The following is a 15962-nucleotide window of genomic DNA, read 5'->3' as shown; positions in this document are numbered from 1 at the left end:
CAAGGGCTCGTTTCAAGGACGGATATCACGGCCGTGGGCCACCAAAAGACTGGTCAGCTGTTCGCAGAACAAACGAATCACGTCCGGCTCCATGTCGGCGCGCAGGGTGATGCGGATCGCGGCCTTGTCTTGCGGCACCACGGGGAAAAAGACCGCTGAAGTGAAATACCCCAGGTCGGCCAACTCCACCGCCAGGCGGGTAGCCAGGGCTGCCTCACCGCAGCGCACCAGGCGGATTGCCATGGGGCTTGCATACTGTTCGGTGCGGATGAGGCTGTCGAAAAAACGGATATTAGCCTGCAAACGTTCTTGCAAGGCGTGGAATTCTCGACTGCGATGCAAGCGGATCGAGGCCATGCCGGCGCCGATAGCCGCCGAATTGAGGCTCTGCGACCAGTTGGCGGGGCCGCCGTAACGCTGCACCAGCGTCTTGTGCCGCTCGCTGCCGAACATGGCCAGCCCGCCACTGGCCCCGAAGGACTTGGCCAGCGAGGCGACGATCAGGGTTCGCTCATCCAAGGCGTGGATCCGTGAGCGTACCCGACCGATGCCGCAGTGCCCCACGGTAGACACGGCATGGGAATCGTCCAAATAAAGGAACAGACCATAGCGCTGTCTGAGGTACAACAAACTGTCCAGGTCCGCCATGCCGCCCATGCTGTAGGCACCGTCCGTCACGTAGGCCACGTTGCCCTGGCGTTTGCAGACGTCCTCAAGAAAATCCATGTCGTTGTGTGGGCAGGTGAGGACCTGGGTTTCATCCGCACAAGCGGCCTTGATATGGTTCATCGAGTAGTGGGCGTGCTTGTCGAACACCATCACCGGCGGGCGGTTTTTCGTCAGCGCGCCGCTGGCCAGCAGCGGCAGGATTCCCGCACTCGCCGCACTGCAGGACAGCGCACTGAGGCAGCTGGCGCCGAACAGCTCCGACAGCTGGGTTTCGTATTGGTCCAGGATTGCTAGCCGGCTGCGGTTTCTGGAGTTGGCGACACGCAGTGTTCCTGTTTCCCACAGCGTGGTCATGGCGCCATCCAGCAAGGCGGGGTGGTAATCCAGGCCCAGGTACGACGTGGTGCAAAAGTGATGCAAGGTGCGACCATATTGGTCGATGAGCACGTTGGGAGACTGGACCTCGACGTTCAGTCCAGCGATCTTTCCGTTTTCGGCGTTCTGCCAGTCCCGGTCCGCCAGGGAAATGATTTTGCGATAGTTACTGAAGTGCTGAGTGGGCTGCGCAATCTGGTTCATGGCGTGAATACATTCCTTGGTTAGCGTTGCTGTCCGTGGGGCTTGTGTGTCCAGACTTTACAGACCGATGGGCGGGGCTTTGAATCGGCTGATTCCGGCGTGTTTGAGTGTTACCGGAGACTTCTGCGTAGGACCCTGCCTAGGACCTTGGCCGGGAAATCCATTTGCCATGTCGGAGCTGCTTCCTCGCCTCTGAGCCCGGGGCGTTTGCTATCCTCAGGCGTCTGGGCACCCCGCGTGTCGATACCCTGCGCTATCCTCATCGGTACCGTGGGGGGCGCGTCGGCTTTGCATGCTCCGTCGGCGTCATGAACGGGGGCGACCCGGTTCGCCCATTGCTTGATTACCCGGATGGCTTGCGCGTCATGGACACCCGAAACTCCACGCCGTTGGCCAGTTACCTCGACCTGCTGCTCGATGCCGTCTGCGCCGTCGATGTCCAGGGACGCTTCGTATTCGTCAGCGCCGCCTGCGAGCGTATTTTCGGCTATACCCCCCAGGAACTGATCGGTCGGTCGATGATCGAGCTGGTTCATCCCGCCGATCGCCAACGTACCCTCGAGGCTGCGCGGGAGATCATGGGGGGCGAGCCCAAGCTCAATTTCGAAAACCGCTATCTGCGCAAGGACGGTGGCGTGGTGCACATCTTGTGGTCGGCGCGCTGGTCGGAGGCTGACCAGCTTCGGATCGCCGTGGCTCGCGACATCACCGAGCGCAAGCAGGCGGAATCCAGGCAGGCCGCGTTGTATGCAATTTCCGAGGCGGCCCATGCCGCCGCCGACTTGCTGGCATTATTCAAGCGTATCCACCTCATCATTGGCGAGTGGTTGCCGGCGCTGAATTTCTCGGTGGCGTTGTATGACGAGCAGTGCGCACAGCTCAACTTTGCCTATCACGTCGACGATCGAGAACGACAGCCCGAGCTGCCTGGCACGGCTATCGGGCGCTTGTGCGCCGAAGTGGTACGCAGCGGCCAGCCGATCCTGCTCACGCCCGGTTGCAGCTCGTCGCCCGTGGAATTCTGCGACCTCGTGGCGAAGCCTGATGCGCCTTGCTGGCTGGGTGTACCGCTGAATTCGCAAGGCAGTATGATCGGCGCATTGATCGTCAAGAGTGCTCCGGACAGTGGTCGCTATACGGAGCAGGACAAGGAATTGCTGCAATACGTCTGCGCCCAGATCACCCTCGCCATCGAGCGCCAGCAACTGCACGCCCGGCTTCAGCACATGGCGCAGTACGACCAACTGACCCAGGTACCCAACCGTGAGTTGCTGCGGGATCGGTTCAAGGCCGCGTTGGCCACGGCCCGTGTTGTTTCCGGACGGATGGCGTTGTTGTACATCGACCTGGATCGTTTCAAGCAAGTCAACGACACCTACGGCCATGGCGTCGGCGATATGCTGCTGCAAGCGGTCGCCAGCCGATTGAAGGGGTGCATACGTGACGCCGACACCGTCGCGCGCATCGGTGGCGATGAGTTCGTCGTGTTGCTCCATAGCGTCCACAGCGTGGAAGATGCCGGCAGGGTACAGGAGAAAATTCGTCTCGCATTGGCCCAACCTCTGCGGCTGGACGGCCACTGTCTCAGCATCGAGCCGAGCATCGGTCTGGCCTGTTTTCCTGACCACGGGACCGAAGACGTAACGCTGTTCCGCCATGCCGATGAGGCGATGTACGCAGCCAAGCGCCACAATCATAGGGCTTTCGGCATTTGAATTCGCGCCACCGTTCGTCGTGGCGTGAGCGTTTTCTCCAAAACCTTGAATCCCAGGTCACTTCAAATGAATACGGGGCAAGCGTGCCCATCATTCTTTGTTTACGGAGGGTTGGACTATGGGCGGATCAAGCAACATTTATCCGGGAAACATTGCCCACGATCGAACGAAGGTGTCCGAAGCGGGTCGCAAAAGTGGGAGAACCACCATCGCGAGTGTCGATAAAAGTCCGCTGAAAGCCGAGATTGGCCGCAGGCCGGGCGGGACGTCTCGCTGAATGTTCAACGGTGGTTCTGATTTCTGCGGCGCAAAATCCCGTCGCAATATCTTTCAGAGGAGGGCGCGACCATGAGCCGGATGGCCACCTTTTTACGCACCACCAGTGTTGTTGTACTGATGGGCCTGGGTGCCAACAGTGCGTGGGCCCAGTCACCTGTCGAATTCATCAACGATGCATCCGCCAAAGGCATGGCCGACATCGAAGCCAGCCGCGAGGCACATTCGAAGGCGGAGTCACGGGAGGTCAAGGATTACACCATCATGGTGATCAACGACCGCACCACCGCCAACCAACATCTGGCGAAGATCGCCAAGAAACTCGACTTGCCTGTCGCGCCGCGGGAAGTAGTGGCGGACAAAGCGAAGACCCTGCAGCCGCAAGTCGCCGAGGGCGAGTCGTTTGAAGCGGCGTATGCCGCCAGCCAGGTCAAGGCCACTGAGGACGCCATCGCGCAGATCCAGCAGCAGGCCCAGACCACTGACGTGCCGGAGATCAAGGCATTCGCCGACGAAACCCTGCCTAAATTGCAGACGCACCTTGAAATGGCCAGGGCCCTGCAAGCCAGCCGTTGATCTTCGCTGCACCTGTGTCAATTCCAGGGCCGGGGCGCCAACGTCCCGGCTTGTTTTGCCCGCTGAAAAGGAGAACCTCGATGTCTACACGCCGAGAACCCAACCAATACGCGATGCAGAATCCGCTGACCCAATACCCGCGTCCGGAATTTCCCGACCAGCCGCAGTCACCCCCTGGCATTGATCAGGATATGGAACCGCAACCGGATCATGGTGAAAAAAGCTATCAAGGTTTTGGTCGCCTGGAGGGGCGCAAGGCCTTGATCACGGGCGGCGATTCGGGGATTGGTCGCGCCGCTGCCATCGCCTACGCCCGGGAAGGGGCCGATGTCGCAATCAATTATCTGCCCAGCGAAGAGCGCGATGCACAACAAGTCGTCGAACTGATCAAGGCTGAGGGCCGCAAGGCCATCGCCATACCAGGCGACCTTAAGGATGAGGCGTTCTGTGTCCAGATGGTGAATATGGCGCAGCAGCAACTCGATGGCCTGGATATCCTGGTGAATGTCGCCGGTAAGCAGGAGGCGCAAAAAGACATTGCCGACATCACCACCGCGCAATTCGATGACACCATGAAGACCAACATCTATGCGATGTTCTGGATCTGCAAGGCTGCTGTTCCGCTGATGCCGGCTGGGGCAACCATCATCAATACCGCCTCTATCCAATCCTACGATCCGTCCGCGACGCTGCTGGACTACGCCACCACCAAAGCGGCAATCGTGGCGTTTACCAAGGCGCTGGCCGGGCAAGTCATCAGCAAGGGCATTCGTGTCAATGCAGTCGCGCCGGGTCCAATCTGGACCGTGCTGCAACCCAGCGGCGGACAACCTAGGGAGAAGATTCCTACGTTCGGCTCCCAGGTTCCGATGAAACGTCCGGGCCAACCCGCTGAATGCGCGCCGCTTTATGTACTGCTCGCTTCCCAGGAGTCGAGCTATATCACCGGGGAAGTATTTGGCGTGACGGGAGGCAACCCGTTGCCCTGATGCCCAAGGGATGCGCGAGTGGCATGGGCCCCTCGCGCATCAGTATCAGCATTGGTTCAGGTCTACCTTTTTTTCCTGTTCGACGCCATCAAGGCTCTTGGCGTCGACCTTGCCCATGTCCTGATACCGCTTCCTCAACGCTTCAAGTTGTTTGAGATCAAGCGACTCGAGACCAAGCATCGCGTTCTGCGCATCCTTGGACGCCCGAAGCAATTCATCCACTTTCAGGTGCAGGATATCCGTATCGCGGTTCTGCGTATTCTGGATGAGGAACACCATCAGGAAGGTGATGATCGTGGTCGAGGTGTTGATGATCAGTTGCCAGGTATCGTTGAAACCGAACAAAGGTCCGCTGGCAGCCCAGAGCACCAACAGCACGATGGCCCCTAGGAAGGTCTTGGGGCTCCCGGCCCAGAGGGATAGTTTTTGAGCGATTTTGGCGAACGTCATTGCTGTGTTTCCTTTTGGGATGCACCTGTCTGGTGAGACAGCAACGAGGCGGTGAAAATTCTACTTACATTTCAATCGCAAGGTCCCTTACGTTCATCGTGCAGCACGATGACAGTCGCAACCATTGCCGCTGCCACGGGTCACTCATGAAAGCCCTCAGCATTGGAGTACATCATGAATATCGCCCGCACCCTTTGCCTCGCCTGCTGCCTGTTCGCTTTGCAAGGCTGCTTCGACAACTCGGGTAACGAGACCAAGGACAACACCGACGGCAGCAAGTCTTCGGTGCAGATGCAGGAGTCCAAGTCGGAGAGCAAGTAGAATCGGTGAAACGGTGGGAGCGAGCTTGCTCGTGATGGCTCTGTGTCAGACAACTTGATATCGCTGACCCTAAGCCATCGCGAGCAAGCTCGCTCACACCGGTTCGTGTTTCGTCAGTGATTGCTCATCGCCCTTGCTGCAGCACCTTCAGCGCTGCCGACGCGAGGAAGCCGGAGCGGCTCTTCTCTTCGGGATGGTGCAATACATATTCATCAATCCGGTTGAGCAGGTAGCCGGGTAACGTGATGTTGAGTTTCTGCGCCTTGCCCAGGTACTTGGTCACATCGATGTCCACCAGCGCCCAGGTGCAACCGGCGTATTGTGGGTTGGCTGCGTGCAGGGTAACGGTGTTGGCCGATGGAATGGGCGAACCGTCTTCGGCCAGAATCTCGAAATGACCCTCGATGGCCTCCCGCGCCATCGCCATGGCCTCGTCCAGGTCGTCACCTGCGGAAAAACAACCGGGAATATCCGGCACTTCCACACCCCAGGCGTGCTTGTCATCGCCCATGGAAATCGCAATTGGGTAAAGCATTCAATCGTCCTCTGGAAAAGCGCGGCAACCAGGCGTCTGGAGAAGGGCCTGTTGCAAGATACTGATAGCCGTCTTCTTGAGCAGGTCCTTCTTGGGATGAGGAACCGTAACCAGCCCCGGTTTGGTTGGGGGTTTGAAGTGATGGTGACTGCCTCGGATACGCACCAGATACCAACCATCCGCAACAATTTGGCTTATCAAAAATCGGCTGTTCACAACACCTCCCTGTGGTGTCATCGGTAAGTACTATACCTACTGAAGAAAAATGATCAACACCATAACCACCATTAAGGACGGTTGGGCTGGCGAGCTCTTTGCTTGAAGTCTAGGAGCAGCGTCACGCTAGGGTGGGAAAGGGCGGGTTGGCTTTATTTCGGGATGTGAGACGGGGTCGTTGATATTGACGTGGCGAGGGAGCTTGCTGCCGCTGGGCTGCGGAGCAGCCCTGGTTTTTCAGCGTATCCGCTACAAATCCATAGGACTCACGACTGCTGCACAAACGTCAGCCGGACCGCAAAACCGATCAGCAAACCACCAAACACCCACCGCTGCACGCGCTGGGCCGAAGGCGAGCGTTGGAGCCATCGCCCAAGCGCTACACCGATCAATGCATAAGCGCTGTCGAACAGCAGGCCAACGCCGACCAGTACTACACCCAATATCGCGAATTGCCCCAACACCGGCCCGTCCTGTGGATCGATGAATTGCGGGAGCAACACCGAGCAGAACAGCAACGCCTTGGGGTTGAGCAAATTCGTCAACAGACCGCGCCGGATCGCCTGATGCCATTGCCTCTTCCCGATTTCAGCGGCGGCTCCTTCGAAGCGGGGCAACAACGTCGTCCGCAAACATTGAAACCCGATCCAGGCCAGATAAGCAGCTCCGGCCAGGCGCACCGCATCAAACGTCCACGGCGCCGTCTTGAACAATACCGAAAGGCCCATCGCTGCCAGCGCGACATGACATGCCCGGGCAACGCCCAATCCCAGCGCCGTTGCCAATGCCACGCCTTTGCCCTGTCGAGCTCCGGTTTGCAGCACCAGGATCATGTCCGGCCCAGGCAGTAGATACGCCACCGTCAATGCCATGAAAAACAACCAGAGCCCTGTCATTGCAAGCCCTCCGCATTCTGTAGATTGGAGACGCCAGTCTAGGGTCGAAGGGCAGGGCAGGTGGTTGCGTAGTCAGCTTCTAAAGCTCTTGAAATTGGCATAACCTGCCACTTAATCGAATGATTGAAACGGATAATGCCAAATTATGAAATTGGATACGTTCGACCGCAAAATCCTGACGGCACTGCAACGGGACGGTAGGCTGAGCAACGTGCAACTGGCCGAAGAAATCGGCTTGTCTCCCTCACCCTGTCTGCGTCGCGTGCGGATGCTTGAAGAGGCGGGGGTGATTCGCGGTTATCAAGCCATCCTGGATCGCGATGAAGTGGGACTTGGGATGACGATTTTCGTTGGCATCAAGGTCGAACGGCACACCGACGAGCGAGCCGAGGCTTTCCGTCAGGCGGTGACCGCGCTGCCCGAAGTGATCTCGGCGTTCCTGGTGTCCGGTGAGTCCGACTTCCTGCTGCAAGTGGCGGTGCCTGACCTACGAGCCTATGACCGTTTTGTCACGGGCAAGCTGCTGAAGTTGCCGGGGGTCAGTGATATTCGCAGCAATTTCGCGATCAACACGGTGAAGGCGCCGGGGCCGTTGCCGTTGGGGCATTTGGGTGGGGATTGAGGCGGTTGTCTGTCGTAAGCAACTTGCTGTTTTATGTCGACGAACCAAGCGCTGATCATCCGCCGCCTTACCGCCCTTATGGAAAACAATAAATGACTGGCGTAAGCGTCAGGACAGAAACCCCACAAACCCCAGACCAAAAAAAACCGGCCACCAAGAGCCGGTTTTTTCAATCTCCCGTCAAAAACCACCACGACGCGAGACCAGAATTCGATTGGAGCGGGTGAAGGGAATCGAACCCTTATTGGTCAGGAACCCCCGAAAGCGTGTATGTGTGTAGTCTCCGACTTACCTACACCCCCCGCAATCCGGGCATTTCGGCGGAGCGGTTACGGTGCACCTTGGTGCATGATCGCCCTGGAGCGTCTTTGAGATCCATCTGGCACGGATCACGGCAGCAACGCCAAAGTGATCCGTGGCTAGTGGCTTACCGGTATCAATCGCCTGCAACATTGCTGGCTTTCGTTCCGGTAAAAGCAGTACCAAGGCGAGCAACAGAAGACATGGTGATCATCTTGCTGCCTCTGGGTGATAAATCCATCACTGTAAAGTTGCCAGCCTCGGATCCGGACGGCTGCGCGTGTTTCATTCGTAGCCTTGCCCTACGATTCGCGTCGATACCATCTGGCTCGCCACCGAGCCCATACACATACGCGCTGACACTGAGACTGCGTTGTCCCGAGTTGTCGCGGTGTTCGGTGCGGCGAAGCCGCATTGCGCTTACCTCTTTGCCAACCGCCGGGTCAACCGGATGAAAGTTCTGATGCACGACGGTACCAGTCCAAGACTTCCTTAATCTCATCATTCACCTTTGAGCAGGAGCTCAGTTCCTTCATCGGTCGAGCAGCCTACCCCCGTTTGACGCGGAACGTCAGTGCTGCCGAGGGCGTGCCAGATGCTTGCAGCATAAAACCGATGGTTCAGATCCTGGGGGCTGCGACGCCAGTCCTTCGCGAATCCCAGAACAGCGGTGCCCACTCGATTTGCTCTCCATTGAGCTCGACTCGCCCTCCCAGCCATATCAGAGGTAGCACCGGCTTAGGGATGCTCGACTGAAACACTACAGTAGATGCAAACCCTCCTGCGCCGAGTTTCCACTTCAAAATTTTTCCCGGATCGATTTCGGGTATTTCCAGCGCAGCCTCCATATCAATTGCTGACGGCGATACCGATTGCATGACCTTTTTTCTTGCCTGATGCTCCAGAAATGGCTTGATCAACTGGGCACCGATCTCGCCACACAGCTGCACCGCCTGCATGCCTGAGTCGCCCCATAGTCCTAGGCGCGAGAAAATATAGGGCTCAATGCTCCCATCGATAGCTTCTCGCACCGCCGCATCACTCCGATCTTCCAGGTCAGCGAAAGTAGGATCGACACCATCCCGGATGAACCTAAAGTGGTTCTCTGCAGAGAGCACTGCAAATTTCCCAGGCGAGTAGTTCGACACTGCCAGCCTAGCAGCAGCCAAGCCAGCATCCGCGACTGCGCAGTAGCGGAACTCAATCCTCACATTGGATTGCATGACGCTGCCCATTCTGGAAAGCTGAGCCAAGCGTTCCACCAGTTCGACCCCGCTCCACAGCCCATCTTCGTAGACGTAAAGCACATCGGCTTTCAAACCGGTGAAGAAATCTGGGTTCTCCAAGTTCAGGGAGCAAACCATGCTTTCCGGCCAGATCTTGATCAAGACATCGCTGATCGTATTGGAGCTTGCGCCAAGTTCGTCGTCTGCGACGTACGCGTGAAGACACCGCTGACCCACGTTATCGCCTTCCGATCCACAATTTCTAAAGGATTCACGGATCTCTGCATCGGTGATGACGCGAAGACCTTTAAGGAGATTTTTAGCAACATCCCCATGCCCGCGATCAGAAAACTGCTGATACCATTTGTCGATTGAAGCGAACTGGATGGACGATTTTCTCCATTCAGCATCCGCATTGGCTCGCCACTCCAGGCCACAATCTCTCAGTCCGGTCTTTATCTTTTTCTGCAGGGTTTTGATAGCCGCAGCGCTCTCCACCGGATAGCCGGCTGCCTCTAGCCGCCTTTTATTCACTCCGGCGCCCTGAACGTAGACTTTGCAGTACTCTGCGCCATGACGCTTGAGCGTCTGAATGAGCTCGGTAGTGAGTTCATCCTTGTCGTCAGTGGTATTGGTGATCTTAAACCCTACGTAGGGCTCCCAATCCAATCTACACAATTCGTGTATGTCCCGCTTGAGCGCCTCGGCACCACTCGAATACACGACGATATAAATTTTGACGCAAGGGCTTTGCTTCAATTGCACTACCACGGTTGCCGAGCCTCCCGCACAGCGTTGCACGCCTGTCCTTGAAAAAGACAGATACCAGCTATTTCCTAATTAGGAGAGCATCGCTCAACAGGCCCGCTGGGAGCTTGAGCTCCCGTAGCTCGGGCATGCTGAGCTGGCGGATGACGACCACAACAGCATCCCGGAAAACTTGGTCGGGATTTCGAGGGAGGTAGGGATCGTGGTTCAGCGACACCGAACAGGCCTCCTGCTCATCGCGAGCAACAGCGGTGGTAGGTCGAATTTTTTTGCGTTGAGATTCTGACAGGAATCGCTCTAGACGGGCTTGATCGGTTTCCTGCACGCCCAACTCGATTATACGATCCTTGAAAAGCTGTTTGATCTGCTCGATACGGTAGAGGCTCCAAGCACTCATCTGCTGATTGGATGAAGCCCGAACACTTGCGACCCATTGAAGGTAGGGAATATCTGCGCCTGGAAGTGGTGACTGGCCTGGGACGACGAGGTATGTATCAACGAAGGATGCTTTGATCGCCTCAAGATCAGAAAGCGTGATCTTAGGCAACACCTTCAACCCCGTAAAGTCCGCTTCACCCTCGACAATGACTGGCTCGTTATCGCTCTGTCGGATTGCAAAGAGGCACTGTTCGTCTGCCTTGGCAAACGCCGTCCAGAAACGGTACTCCGGCTGAGCCGTGAGAGGCTGTGCACCTTTGCCGACGAAATACAAGGTGTCGCCACCTTGATGACCGTAGGTTGTGAGCGTGTCGGCGAGGTGATGCCTGATCAGCTGAGAAAGCGTGAGCTGGGGCTGAGCGAGGTTCTTGAGCCGAAACTTGCATTGGTCGATGAGAATTTCCCCGACCTTTGACCCGGTGATGAAATCACCATGGTGGGCTTCCAGCTTGATCTTGAGTGCCGCAACAGCTTCACGAAAATCTTGTTCAGAATGCATGATCAATCCTTTGAAAAGAAAAAGGCCCGCGAAGTTTGCGGGCCTTTCTTGTCGCTGACCTTGGTCACCCAAAGCCTGATTTCGATACGTAATTTGGGTCGGTTTGCCAGTATAGGTACCCACGCTACACTGCGGAACAACGTCATCAGAAGGTACGAGTCGTCATCCAGCGTTAGAAATCTTCCTTCTGGAGCTTCGGCATCGCAAAAAGTTATCTGCAATCCTCTGAAGCCACGCTGCCAAGTCAGTATAGCCGCGGCATCGGCTCCTCATCAACCCCCACTCCCCTGAAGCGTCGAAGGCGACGAATCCATGAATTAATGCCGGTCACGGTAAAGCGGAACCATTTGTGAACCAGATTGGCGTTGATGCCAGGGCGCAGGGCAACGATTGATAATCGAAACGTCGGATTGCAGGTATTCCTGCACGACCTGGGCTTTGAAAGGCTTCGGGCGAGCTTCGTTGGCACACGTAAATCTTGGCGATTAGAGTGATCGTGTCCTTTAAAAAATACGTCGACACCATCACCCTTAGCTCAAGGAACCCCATGCGGAGGCTGCAGCCAGCCGCTTACGAAGCTCGGGGTTTACTCCACCTCATGCTGCCTTAAGCTGGCCTCTACTGCCATTATGGATTGAGGACGAGGGGTGAAGAACTTTTCCAAGACTACGCGCTGAAGTAGCGTAGCTAGGAGGTGGTATCTACTATTCTGTGCATAAACTGTCTAAGTAAGGGATGCAGCTCAATATGTACACCCGCTTCTGCAGACAATACGAGTTCTGCAATCCCGGCGATTCCTGGCGTTTCCAACGCGTCCATGATTTTAGGAATTACGGCGTCGGCATTCTTAAAACCGAGCATCGATTTTGCTTTTTCACGCCACGCTTCTCGCGCCCAACCTACGAGAACATCTTCGTACGTCTTCCGCACATCTGAATTGGATATCGCCACAACGAAACGTGTCGTGGCTCTAAAAAGCTCATCGGTGGTGAGCTCTGGCTTTGTTGCAACCTGATGGATGCAATGAAGAATTTCGTTTGCTACACCTGCTGATTTTTCGGGGGCTGTCATTGCTTTAACCACAGCGAGCAGATGATTTGATGCAGGATGACTTTCAAAGTCGACCCTGAGCAGTTCAAGCACGTCCAGGCGGTTGGATGCCGCTGCCACTATGCCGAATGCAATTAGCACATCTTTTTGAAAGCCGAGATACGCGTCTGAGCTGAGGGCTTCGTTCGATGCCTCAGGAACTACATCGTACACTGGGCTGATTATTCTGGAGCTATCACGTTGCTCTGGGTGTTTTTCAACATAGTCACGAACGGCCATAAGCTTGTTGAGCTGAGATGCAAAACCGTCCCAGCACAAAGTCTGAATTGCTATATTAAGGCAGTTACTCCGGGCGGATAGCTCGTAGATTGGTGCAGTTCTATTTTCGACTCTTTTATCTAATCGGTTGAGGGTCTCGGAAGTGGCAAGGACGGTACATTCAACTGGCGCAAACATGTACCAAGTCATTTCGGCGGGCGCTTTTGGCAACTCACGAATCGACTCTGGAGGGTTCATATTGCTGCACATCCCAGCATTCATCACGGTGTCCTGTTTGGTAAACCCGATGTCGGATGTACTTCCGATTGCTTGAAGGTGCAGCCATAGCAAGCCGTGCCGGATGACACGGCTGCAATATTCAGCCTGAAGCGTTTCGATCGCATCAACTGAGGGAAGGGCTTCGAGCACCGCCTCGTATAGGGTGACTGCCGAGAAAAAGTCTTGTGCTTGGTACAGCGCAAGCGCCTGGTCTGCAAGCAGCCCCAGACTCAGTGCTTGACCGTCATCGTGTCTGGTGAGCAACACGTCAGCACGTGCATGGGCGAACTGTTCCGCTGCCGCTGCCCAGTCTCCAAGCTCAGAAAGGCTGATCGCCATCTCTCGACGAAGAAGCATCCTCTCCAACGGTTCGAGAACATCCATATGGGCTTCAAGGTCTTGGATAGTGGAGATCATGTCCCTATGTTGGTGTTTACGGAAGTAGACCTTCGCACGAGCTCGCGTCAGATCAAAGTTACTTCCAAATTCTGACTCTGCCTTCTTGAGTACCTCTAGAGCACCATGAGCATCGCTCATGTATTCATCAAGCATGATGCTGGATGTGATTTCTAGTGAGATCGTCAATGGTAGGTAACCCCAGGCACGGGAAATTCTCGCCATTTCTTGAAAGGCGGCGAGTGCCTTGGGCGCGTCAAGCACGCCTGTCCGAACCTCTTCGAGCCATGGCCCGCTTATCATTGCAGTCAGGCCACTACGAGTTTGCATTGCGAATTGCAGGTAGTCTCCTCGTTCCACAGGATCCAGGGCATCCAGCTCTCTTATTAAATCGAGTTGGGCACCCACACTTCCGACATGTATCGCTTGAGTCACGAACATCACGCCACTATGTGAGACCTCGCTGAACGCTGAAGAAAGCTGAGCGTTTTGCGAAATGGCCGATCTAAGCTGCCTGAGTAAAATAAACCAGTCTGGGAGTATTGCAGGGAGCTTAAAGAGACTCAGGGTTTTCGCCAAAATCGTAACTTTGAAAGCTTCTGTTTTGGCAGTATCGCTTTCACGAACCTCTGAGTTCAGAACCTCCCATACTTTTCGAGGATGGTCTGGCTGAGGCGCTGACGATGCTGAGAGCAAAAACTGACATAGCCTCAATAGGTTTGAGCTTTTATGATCATCCGAGAAAATCCTTCTCTCCAAGGGCGCGAAGCGCACACCGGGAAGCCATTCAGCAAGCGTAGAGAGATCTTCCTGAGCAGCTGTTATCACACCATGTGCCACGGCCTCTAAACGTTTGCTGCTTTTTGCTTTCAGGCTGTGGATAAACAGCTTGTTTGCTCGTCTAATATCAAGTGAGCCGTTTTGGAGCAGGCTGTCCGCGAACACCTTGTGAACGGCAATTTGCTCCGCATTAGGGAGTACCTCCTCACCCACGTTAACGACAAGCGGCGAGATCCGGAGCTGCCCGGATCCGACATTATCGATCCACGGGCCAACCAAAACGTCCAGAGACTCCCCAGTCGACGCAATCTCCGGGCTAATGTCGCCAAGATGCAGAACCATGTTCCGTTCGAATCGTCCAGCCGCGAGGCTGGCCCGGTATAGAAGTTTCCTCTGACCATCACTCAAGACTTCAACCAGCGTGCGGCGAACGGAATCACGTTCCGTCGCAACGTCGATACCGATACTGTTTGACCCAAAAGACATGACTTCTGAAGTCGGCCATCCACGACTTTGTAAGCCCGCCAAAACAGCACGCACCAACTGGGGGTGGCCGCCGCCTCCGGCGTTGTGGACAGATAACGTCCATACTGCTGGATCTCCGCCGCTCATGTGGATCAGACTCGCGACCTCAGCCTGGTCAAGGGGCGGAATCTGAATGCTGGCGGATGAGTCGAGCCCAAGTTTGTTCAACGCTCCTGCTGACGGATGGCGATAGCAGGTGATGATGCAGATGGCATTTTGTCGGCCAAGGCTGTGAGTCAGTAGCCCTAGTGCCGCCGCAACTTTAGGGGAATCGATTTCATTCATATCGTCCAAGATGACTCCCGCGACAGATACGGCTGCGACCTCATCCCTGGCTTGTTTCAAGCGGAACTCACACTCTTCGATTGATACATTTCTAAGGTCGACGACCTTCCAATCACCTCCATGTGCTCTGGCCACCATTCGTGCGATGACTGTTTTACCCATTCCGGTTCCGGCGCACAGAAAAACTACCGATCTTTCCGATAGCCCCGCGACCGCTTTCTGCAATGCTGCGGGGCGCGGTAGAAGAAGAGTAGGCATAGGTATGCTTTCTTCATTCTCCAATAACCGGGGCATGCGATTCATGGGTAACCAGTTTGCGTGACTGCCTCTCATTGCCTGTTCCATGAGGGCGTCGTGGTTGCTGCGCGACAGAGTGACGGTGCCAACGGCTTCACATAGCCTCAGAAGGGTCACAGCATCAAGATACCGATCTTGGGGATTTGGCTTAAGCACAGTCTCAAGTAGGTGATCCATCACCTCTGCTGGCAAATACGCTGAATCGCTGGGTGGTAACCTCAGCGAGTTATTTGCATACCACGTAAGGGCTGAAGACAAGTCATCTTTGACCTCTAACAGGATTGGCTGGCCACAGTCCCAACAAATGGGTTTCAAAAGATCCCGCCGCAGTTCTTCATCGTTTCGTGAATCAATGAACGTCCTAACGCGCGGTGTTATCGCTGCTTTGAGTATGGCGTCACGCAAAAGCTTGACGTCTGCATTCCTTGCGGCTTCGGGCCAGTAAGTCAATACAGCGCGACCGTCAACTCTGTGCGTGGTCTGCTTCTCCATGCCAATAGGGGATGTAGAGAGAAATCGCATGCTGACGTTGAACTGTGGATTTCTCTCAACCAAATCAACGAAGTTATCGAGGGTGTCGAGCACATCCTGATTGTTGATGGTGACCGCACCGGAGCCCGCTGTATCTTTGACTTGAACGCCTTCGAGAGAGTCTTGAGCCACCAGGGCGTAGTCTTCAGCGACTTCCAGGTACAGCCGCTCCTTTTCGGTTAGTCGAACCCATGCCAGCGCACTGACGTATAGCTGGTAGGCGTAGCCTCGGAGAGCATCTACTGCTTGGCGTTTGGGATTACCTGAAGGTGCAAGTCGCTGCCCTGATGAGAACGAAGAGTTCATAAGTAGTCGTTACCTTCCTGGTCTGCCGAGCGGCGACACTGCGTTGGAGTTTCGTGCTGCCGCCAATAGTAGCCGTTTCGATGCTTTGACATTCCTACCACGGTGCGAAAATTTGGCTTCTGATGTGCCGCCTTAAGCGTACGGCTATCGTGAATCAGGCCACCCGGCGTAGCAGGTGTT

14 protein-coding genes are annotated in these 15962 nt (G+C 55.7%); 6 read left to right on the top strand and 8 right to left on the bottom strand.

The genetic code is table 11. The features are described 5' to 3' along the window. Nucleotides 1–12: 12 nt before the first annotated feature. Nucleotides 13–1248, bottom strand: coding sequence for an aminotransferase class I/II-fold pyridoxal phosphate-dependent enzyme (locus tag J3P76_RS18800; protein WP_434701118.1), 1236 nt, complete (start codon nt 1246–1248; stop codon nt 13–15). A gap of 365 nt (nt 1249–1613) precedes the next feature. On the opposite strand from J3P76_RS18800, the gene J3P76_RS18795 reads away from it, so the two are divergent. The 3 genes from J3P76_RS18795 (at nt 1614) to J3P76_RS18785 (ending at nt 4804) form a co-directional block, all read left to right on the top strand. Next, a complete protein-coding gene (locus tag J3P76_RS18795; protein ID WP_434701117.1) occupies nt 1614–2963 on the top strand; it encodes a diguanylate cyclase domain-containing protein in 1350 nt (449 codons plus the stop codon). Between the two features lie 348 nt (nt 2964–3311). After that, nucleotides 3312–3815 carry a DUF4142 domain-containing protein gene (locus tag J3P76_RS18790; protein ID WP_420766738.1) on the top strand — a complete coding sequence of 168 codons (504 nt, stop codon included), beginning with the start codon at nt 3312–3314 and terminating at the stop codon, nt 3813–3815. Between the two features lie 80 nt (nt 3816–3895). Then, entirely contained in the window at nt 3896–4804 is a 909-nt protein-coding gene (locus tag J3P76_RS18785; protein WP_434701115.1) for an SDR family oxidoreductase, read from the top strand. Between the two features lie 45 nt (nt 4805–4849). Here J3P76_RS18785 and J3P76_RS18780 read toward each other — a convergent pair whose 3' ends face one another. Further along, complete coding sequence (locus J3P76_RS18780) at nt 4850–5254, bottom strand: low affinity iron permease family protein (RefSeq protein ID WP_420766736.1); 405 nt, start codon at nt 5252–5254, stop codon at nt 4850–4852. A 174-nt stretch (nt 5255–5428) separates the two neighbouring features. Between J3P76_RS18780 and J3P76_RS18775 the strand changes: the two genes are divergently transcribed. Beyond that, nucleotides 5429–5575: a hypothetical protein gene (locus J3P76_RS18775; RefSeq protein WP_434562766.1), complete on the top strand. Its 147-nt coding sequence runs from the start codon at nt 5429–5431 to the stop codon at nt 5573–5575. A gap of 124 nt (nt 5576–5699) precedes the next feature. On the opposite strand, the gene J3P76_RS18770 is transcribed toward J3P76_RS18775, so the two are convergent. From J3P76_RS18770 to J3P76_RS18760, 3 genes are all read right to left on the bottom strand, one after another. Continuing rightward, complete coding sequence (locus J3P76_RS18770; RefSeq protein ID WP_198797116.1) at nt 5700–6110, bottom strand: type II toxin-antitoxin system HicB family antitoxin; 411 nt, start codon at nt 6108–6110, stop codon at nt 5700–5702. Then, the gene (locus J3P76_RS18765; RefSeq protein ID WP_434701114.1) at nt 6111–6326 is read right to left on the bottom strand and encodes a type II toxin-antitoxin system HicA family toxin; all 216 of its coding nucleotides are present in this window, start codon (nt 6324–6326) and stop codon (nt 6111–6113) included. It abuts the gene before it with no gap. Nucleotides 6327–6592: 266 nt separating this feature from the next. After that, the gene (locus J3P76_RS18760) at nt 6593–7222 is read right to left on the bottom strand and encodes a LysE family translocator (protein ID WP_434610066.1); all 630 of its coding nucleotides are present in this window, start codon (nt 7220–7222) and stop codon (nt 6593–6595) included. Between the two features lie 145 nt (nt 7223–7367). Here J3P76_RS18760 and J3P76_RS18755 point away from each other — a divergent pair, with 145 nt between their 5' ends. After that, nucleotides 7368–7844 carry an Lrp/AsnC family transcriptional regulator gene (locus tag J3P76_RS18755; RefSeq protein ID WP_434610068.1) on the top strand — a complete coding sequence of 159 codons (477 nt, stop codon included), beginning with the start codon at nt 7368–7370 and terminating at the stop codon, nt 7842–7844. Between the two features lie 673 nt (nt 7845–8517). Then, complete coding sequence (locus tag J3P76_RS18750) at nt 8518–8640, top strand: hypothetical protein (protein WP_434701113.1); 123 nt, start codon at nt 8518–8520, stop codon at nt 8638–8640. Between the two features lie 124 nt (nt 8641–8764). Here J3P76_RS18750 and J3P76_RS18745 read toward each other — a convergent pair whose 3' ends face one another. From J3P76_RS18745 to J3P76_RS18735, 3 genes are all read right to left on the bottom strand, one after another. Then, entirely contained in the window at nt 8765–10141 is a 1377-nt protein-coding gene (locus J3P76_RS18745) for a phosphoribosyltransferase-like protein (RefSeq protein WP_434701112.1), read from the bottom strand. Nucleotides 10142–10199: 58 nt separating this feature from the next. After that, the gene (locus tag J3P76_RS18740; RefSeq protein WP_434701111.1) at nt 10200–11075 is read right to left on the bottom strand and encodes a hypothetical protein; all 876 of its coding nucleotides are present in this window, start codon (nt 11073–11075) and stop codon (nt 10200–10202) included. A gap of 687 nt (nt 11076–11762) precedes the next feature. Next, on the bottom strand, nt 11763–15782 hold the full coding sequence (locus J3P76_RS18735) for a hypothetical protein (RefSeq protein WP_434701110.1): 4020 nt from the start codon (nt 15780–15782) through the stop codon (nt 11763–11765). Nucleotides 15783–15962 lie beyond the last annotated feature (180 nt).

The organism is Pseudomonas sp. D1-36 (genome assembly GCF_051132205.1).
In the GTDB taxonomy this organism is placed as follows: domain Bacteria; phylum Pseudomonadota; class Gammaproteobacteria; order Pseudomonadales; family Pseudomonadaceae; genus Aquipseudomonas.
The sequence above is the reverse complement of the archived record's forward strand: the minus strand, read 5'-3'. Positions and strand labels throughout refer to the sequence as shown.

Excerpts from the sequence above, each read along its gene's own strand:
- J3P76_RS18800 (WP_434701118.1), bottom strand. The coding sequence starts at position 1,248 with ATGAACCAGATTGCGCAGCCCACTCAGCACTTCAGTAACTATCGCAAA.
- J3P76_RS18795 (WP_434701117.1), top strand. The coding sequence starts at position 1,614 with ATGGACACCCGAAACTCCACGCCGTTGGCCAGTTACCTCGACCTGCTG.
- J3P76_RS18790 (WP_420766738.1), top strand. The coding sequence starts at position 3,312 with ATGAGCCGGATGGCCACCTTTTTACGCACCACCAGTGTTGTTGTACTG.
- J3P76_RS18785 (WP_434701115.1), top strand. The coding sequence starts at position 3,896 with ATGTCTACACGCCGAGAACCCAACCAATACGCGATGCAGAATCCGCTG.
- J3P76_RS18780 (WP_420766736.1), bottom strand. The coding sequence starts at position 5,254 with ATGACGTTCGCCAAAATCGCTCAAAAACTATCCCTCTGGGCCGGGAGC.
- J3P76_RS18775 (WP_434562766.1), top strand. The coding sequence starts at position 5,429 with ATGAATATCGCCCGCACCCTTTGCCTCGCCTGCTGCCTGTTCGCTTTG.
- J3P76_RS18770 (WP_198797116.1), bottom strand. The coding sequence starts at position 6,110 with ATGCTTTACCCAATTGCGATTTCCATGGGCGATGACAAGCACGCCTGG.
- J3P76_RS18760 (WP_434610066.1), bottom strand. The coding sequence starts at position 7,222 with ATGACAGGGCTCTGGTTGTTTTTCATGGCATTGACGGTGGCGTATCTA.
- J3P76_RS18755 (WP_434610068.1), top strand. The coding sequence starts at position 7,368 with ATGAAATTGGATACGTTCGACCGCAAAATCCTGACGGCACTGCAACGG.
- J3P76_RS18740 (WP_434701111.1), bottom strand. The coding sequence starts at position 11,075 with ATGCATTCTGAACAAGATTTTCGTGAAGCTGTTGCGGCACTCAAGATC.
- J3P76_RS18735 (WP_434701110.1), bottom strand. The coding sequence starts at position 15,782 with ATGAACTCTTCGTTCTCATCAGGGCAGCGACTTGCACCTTCAGGTAAT.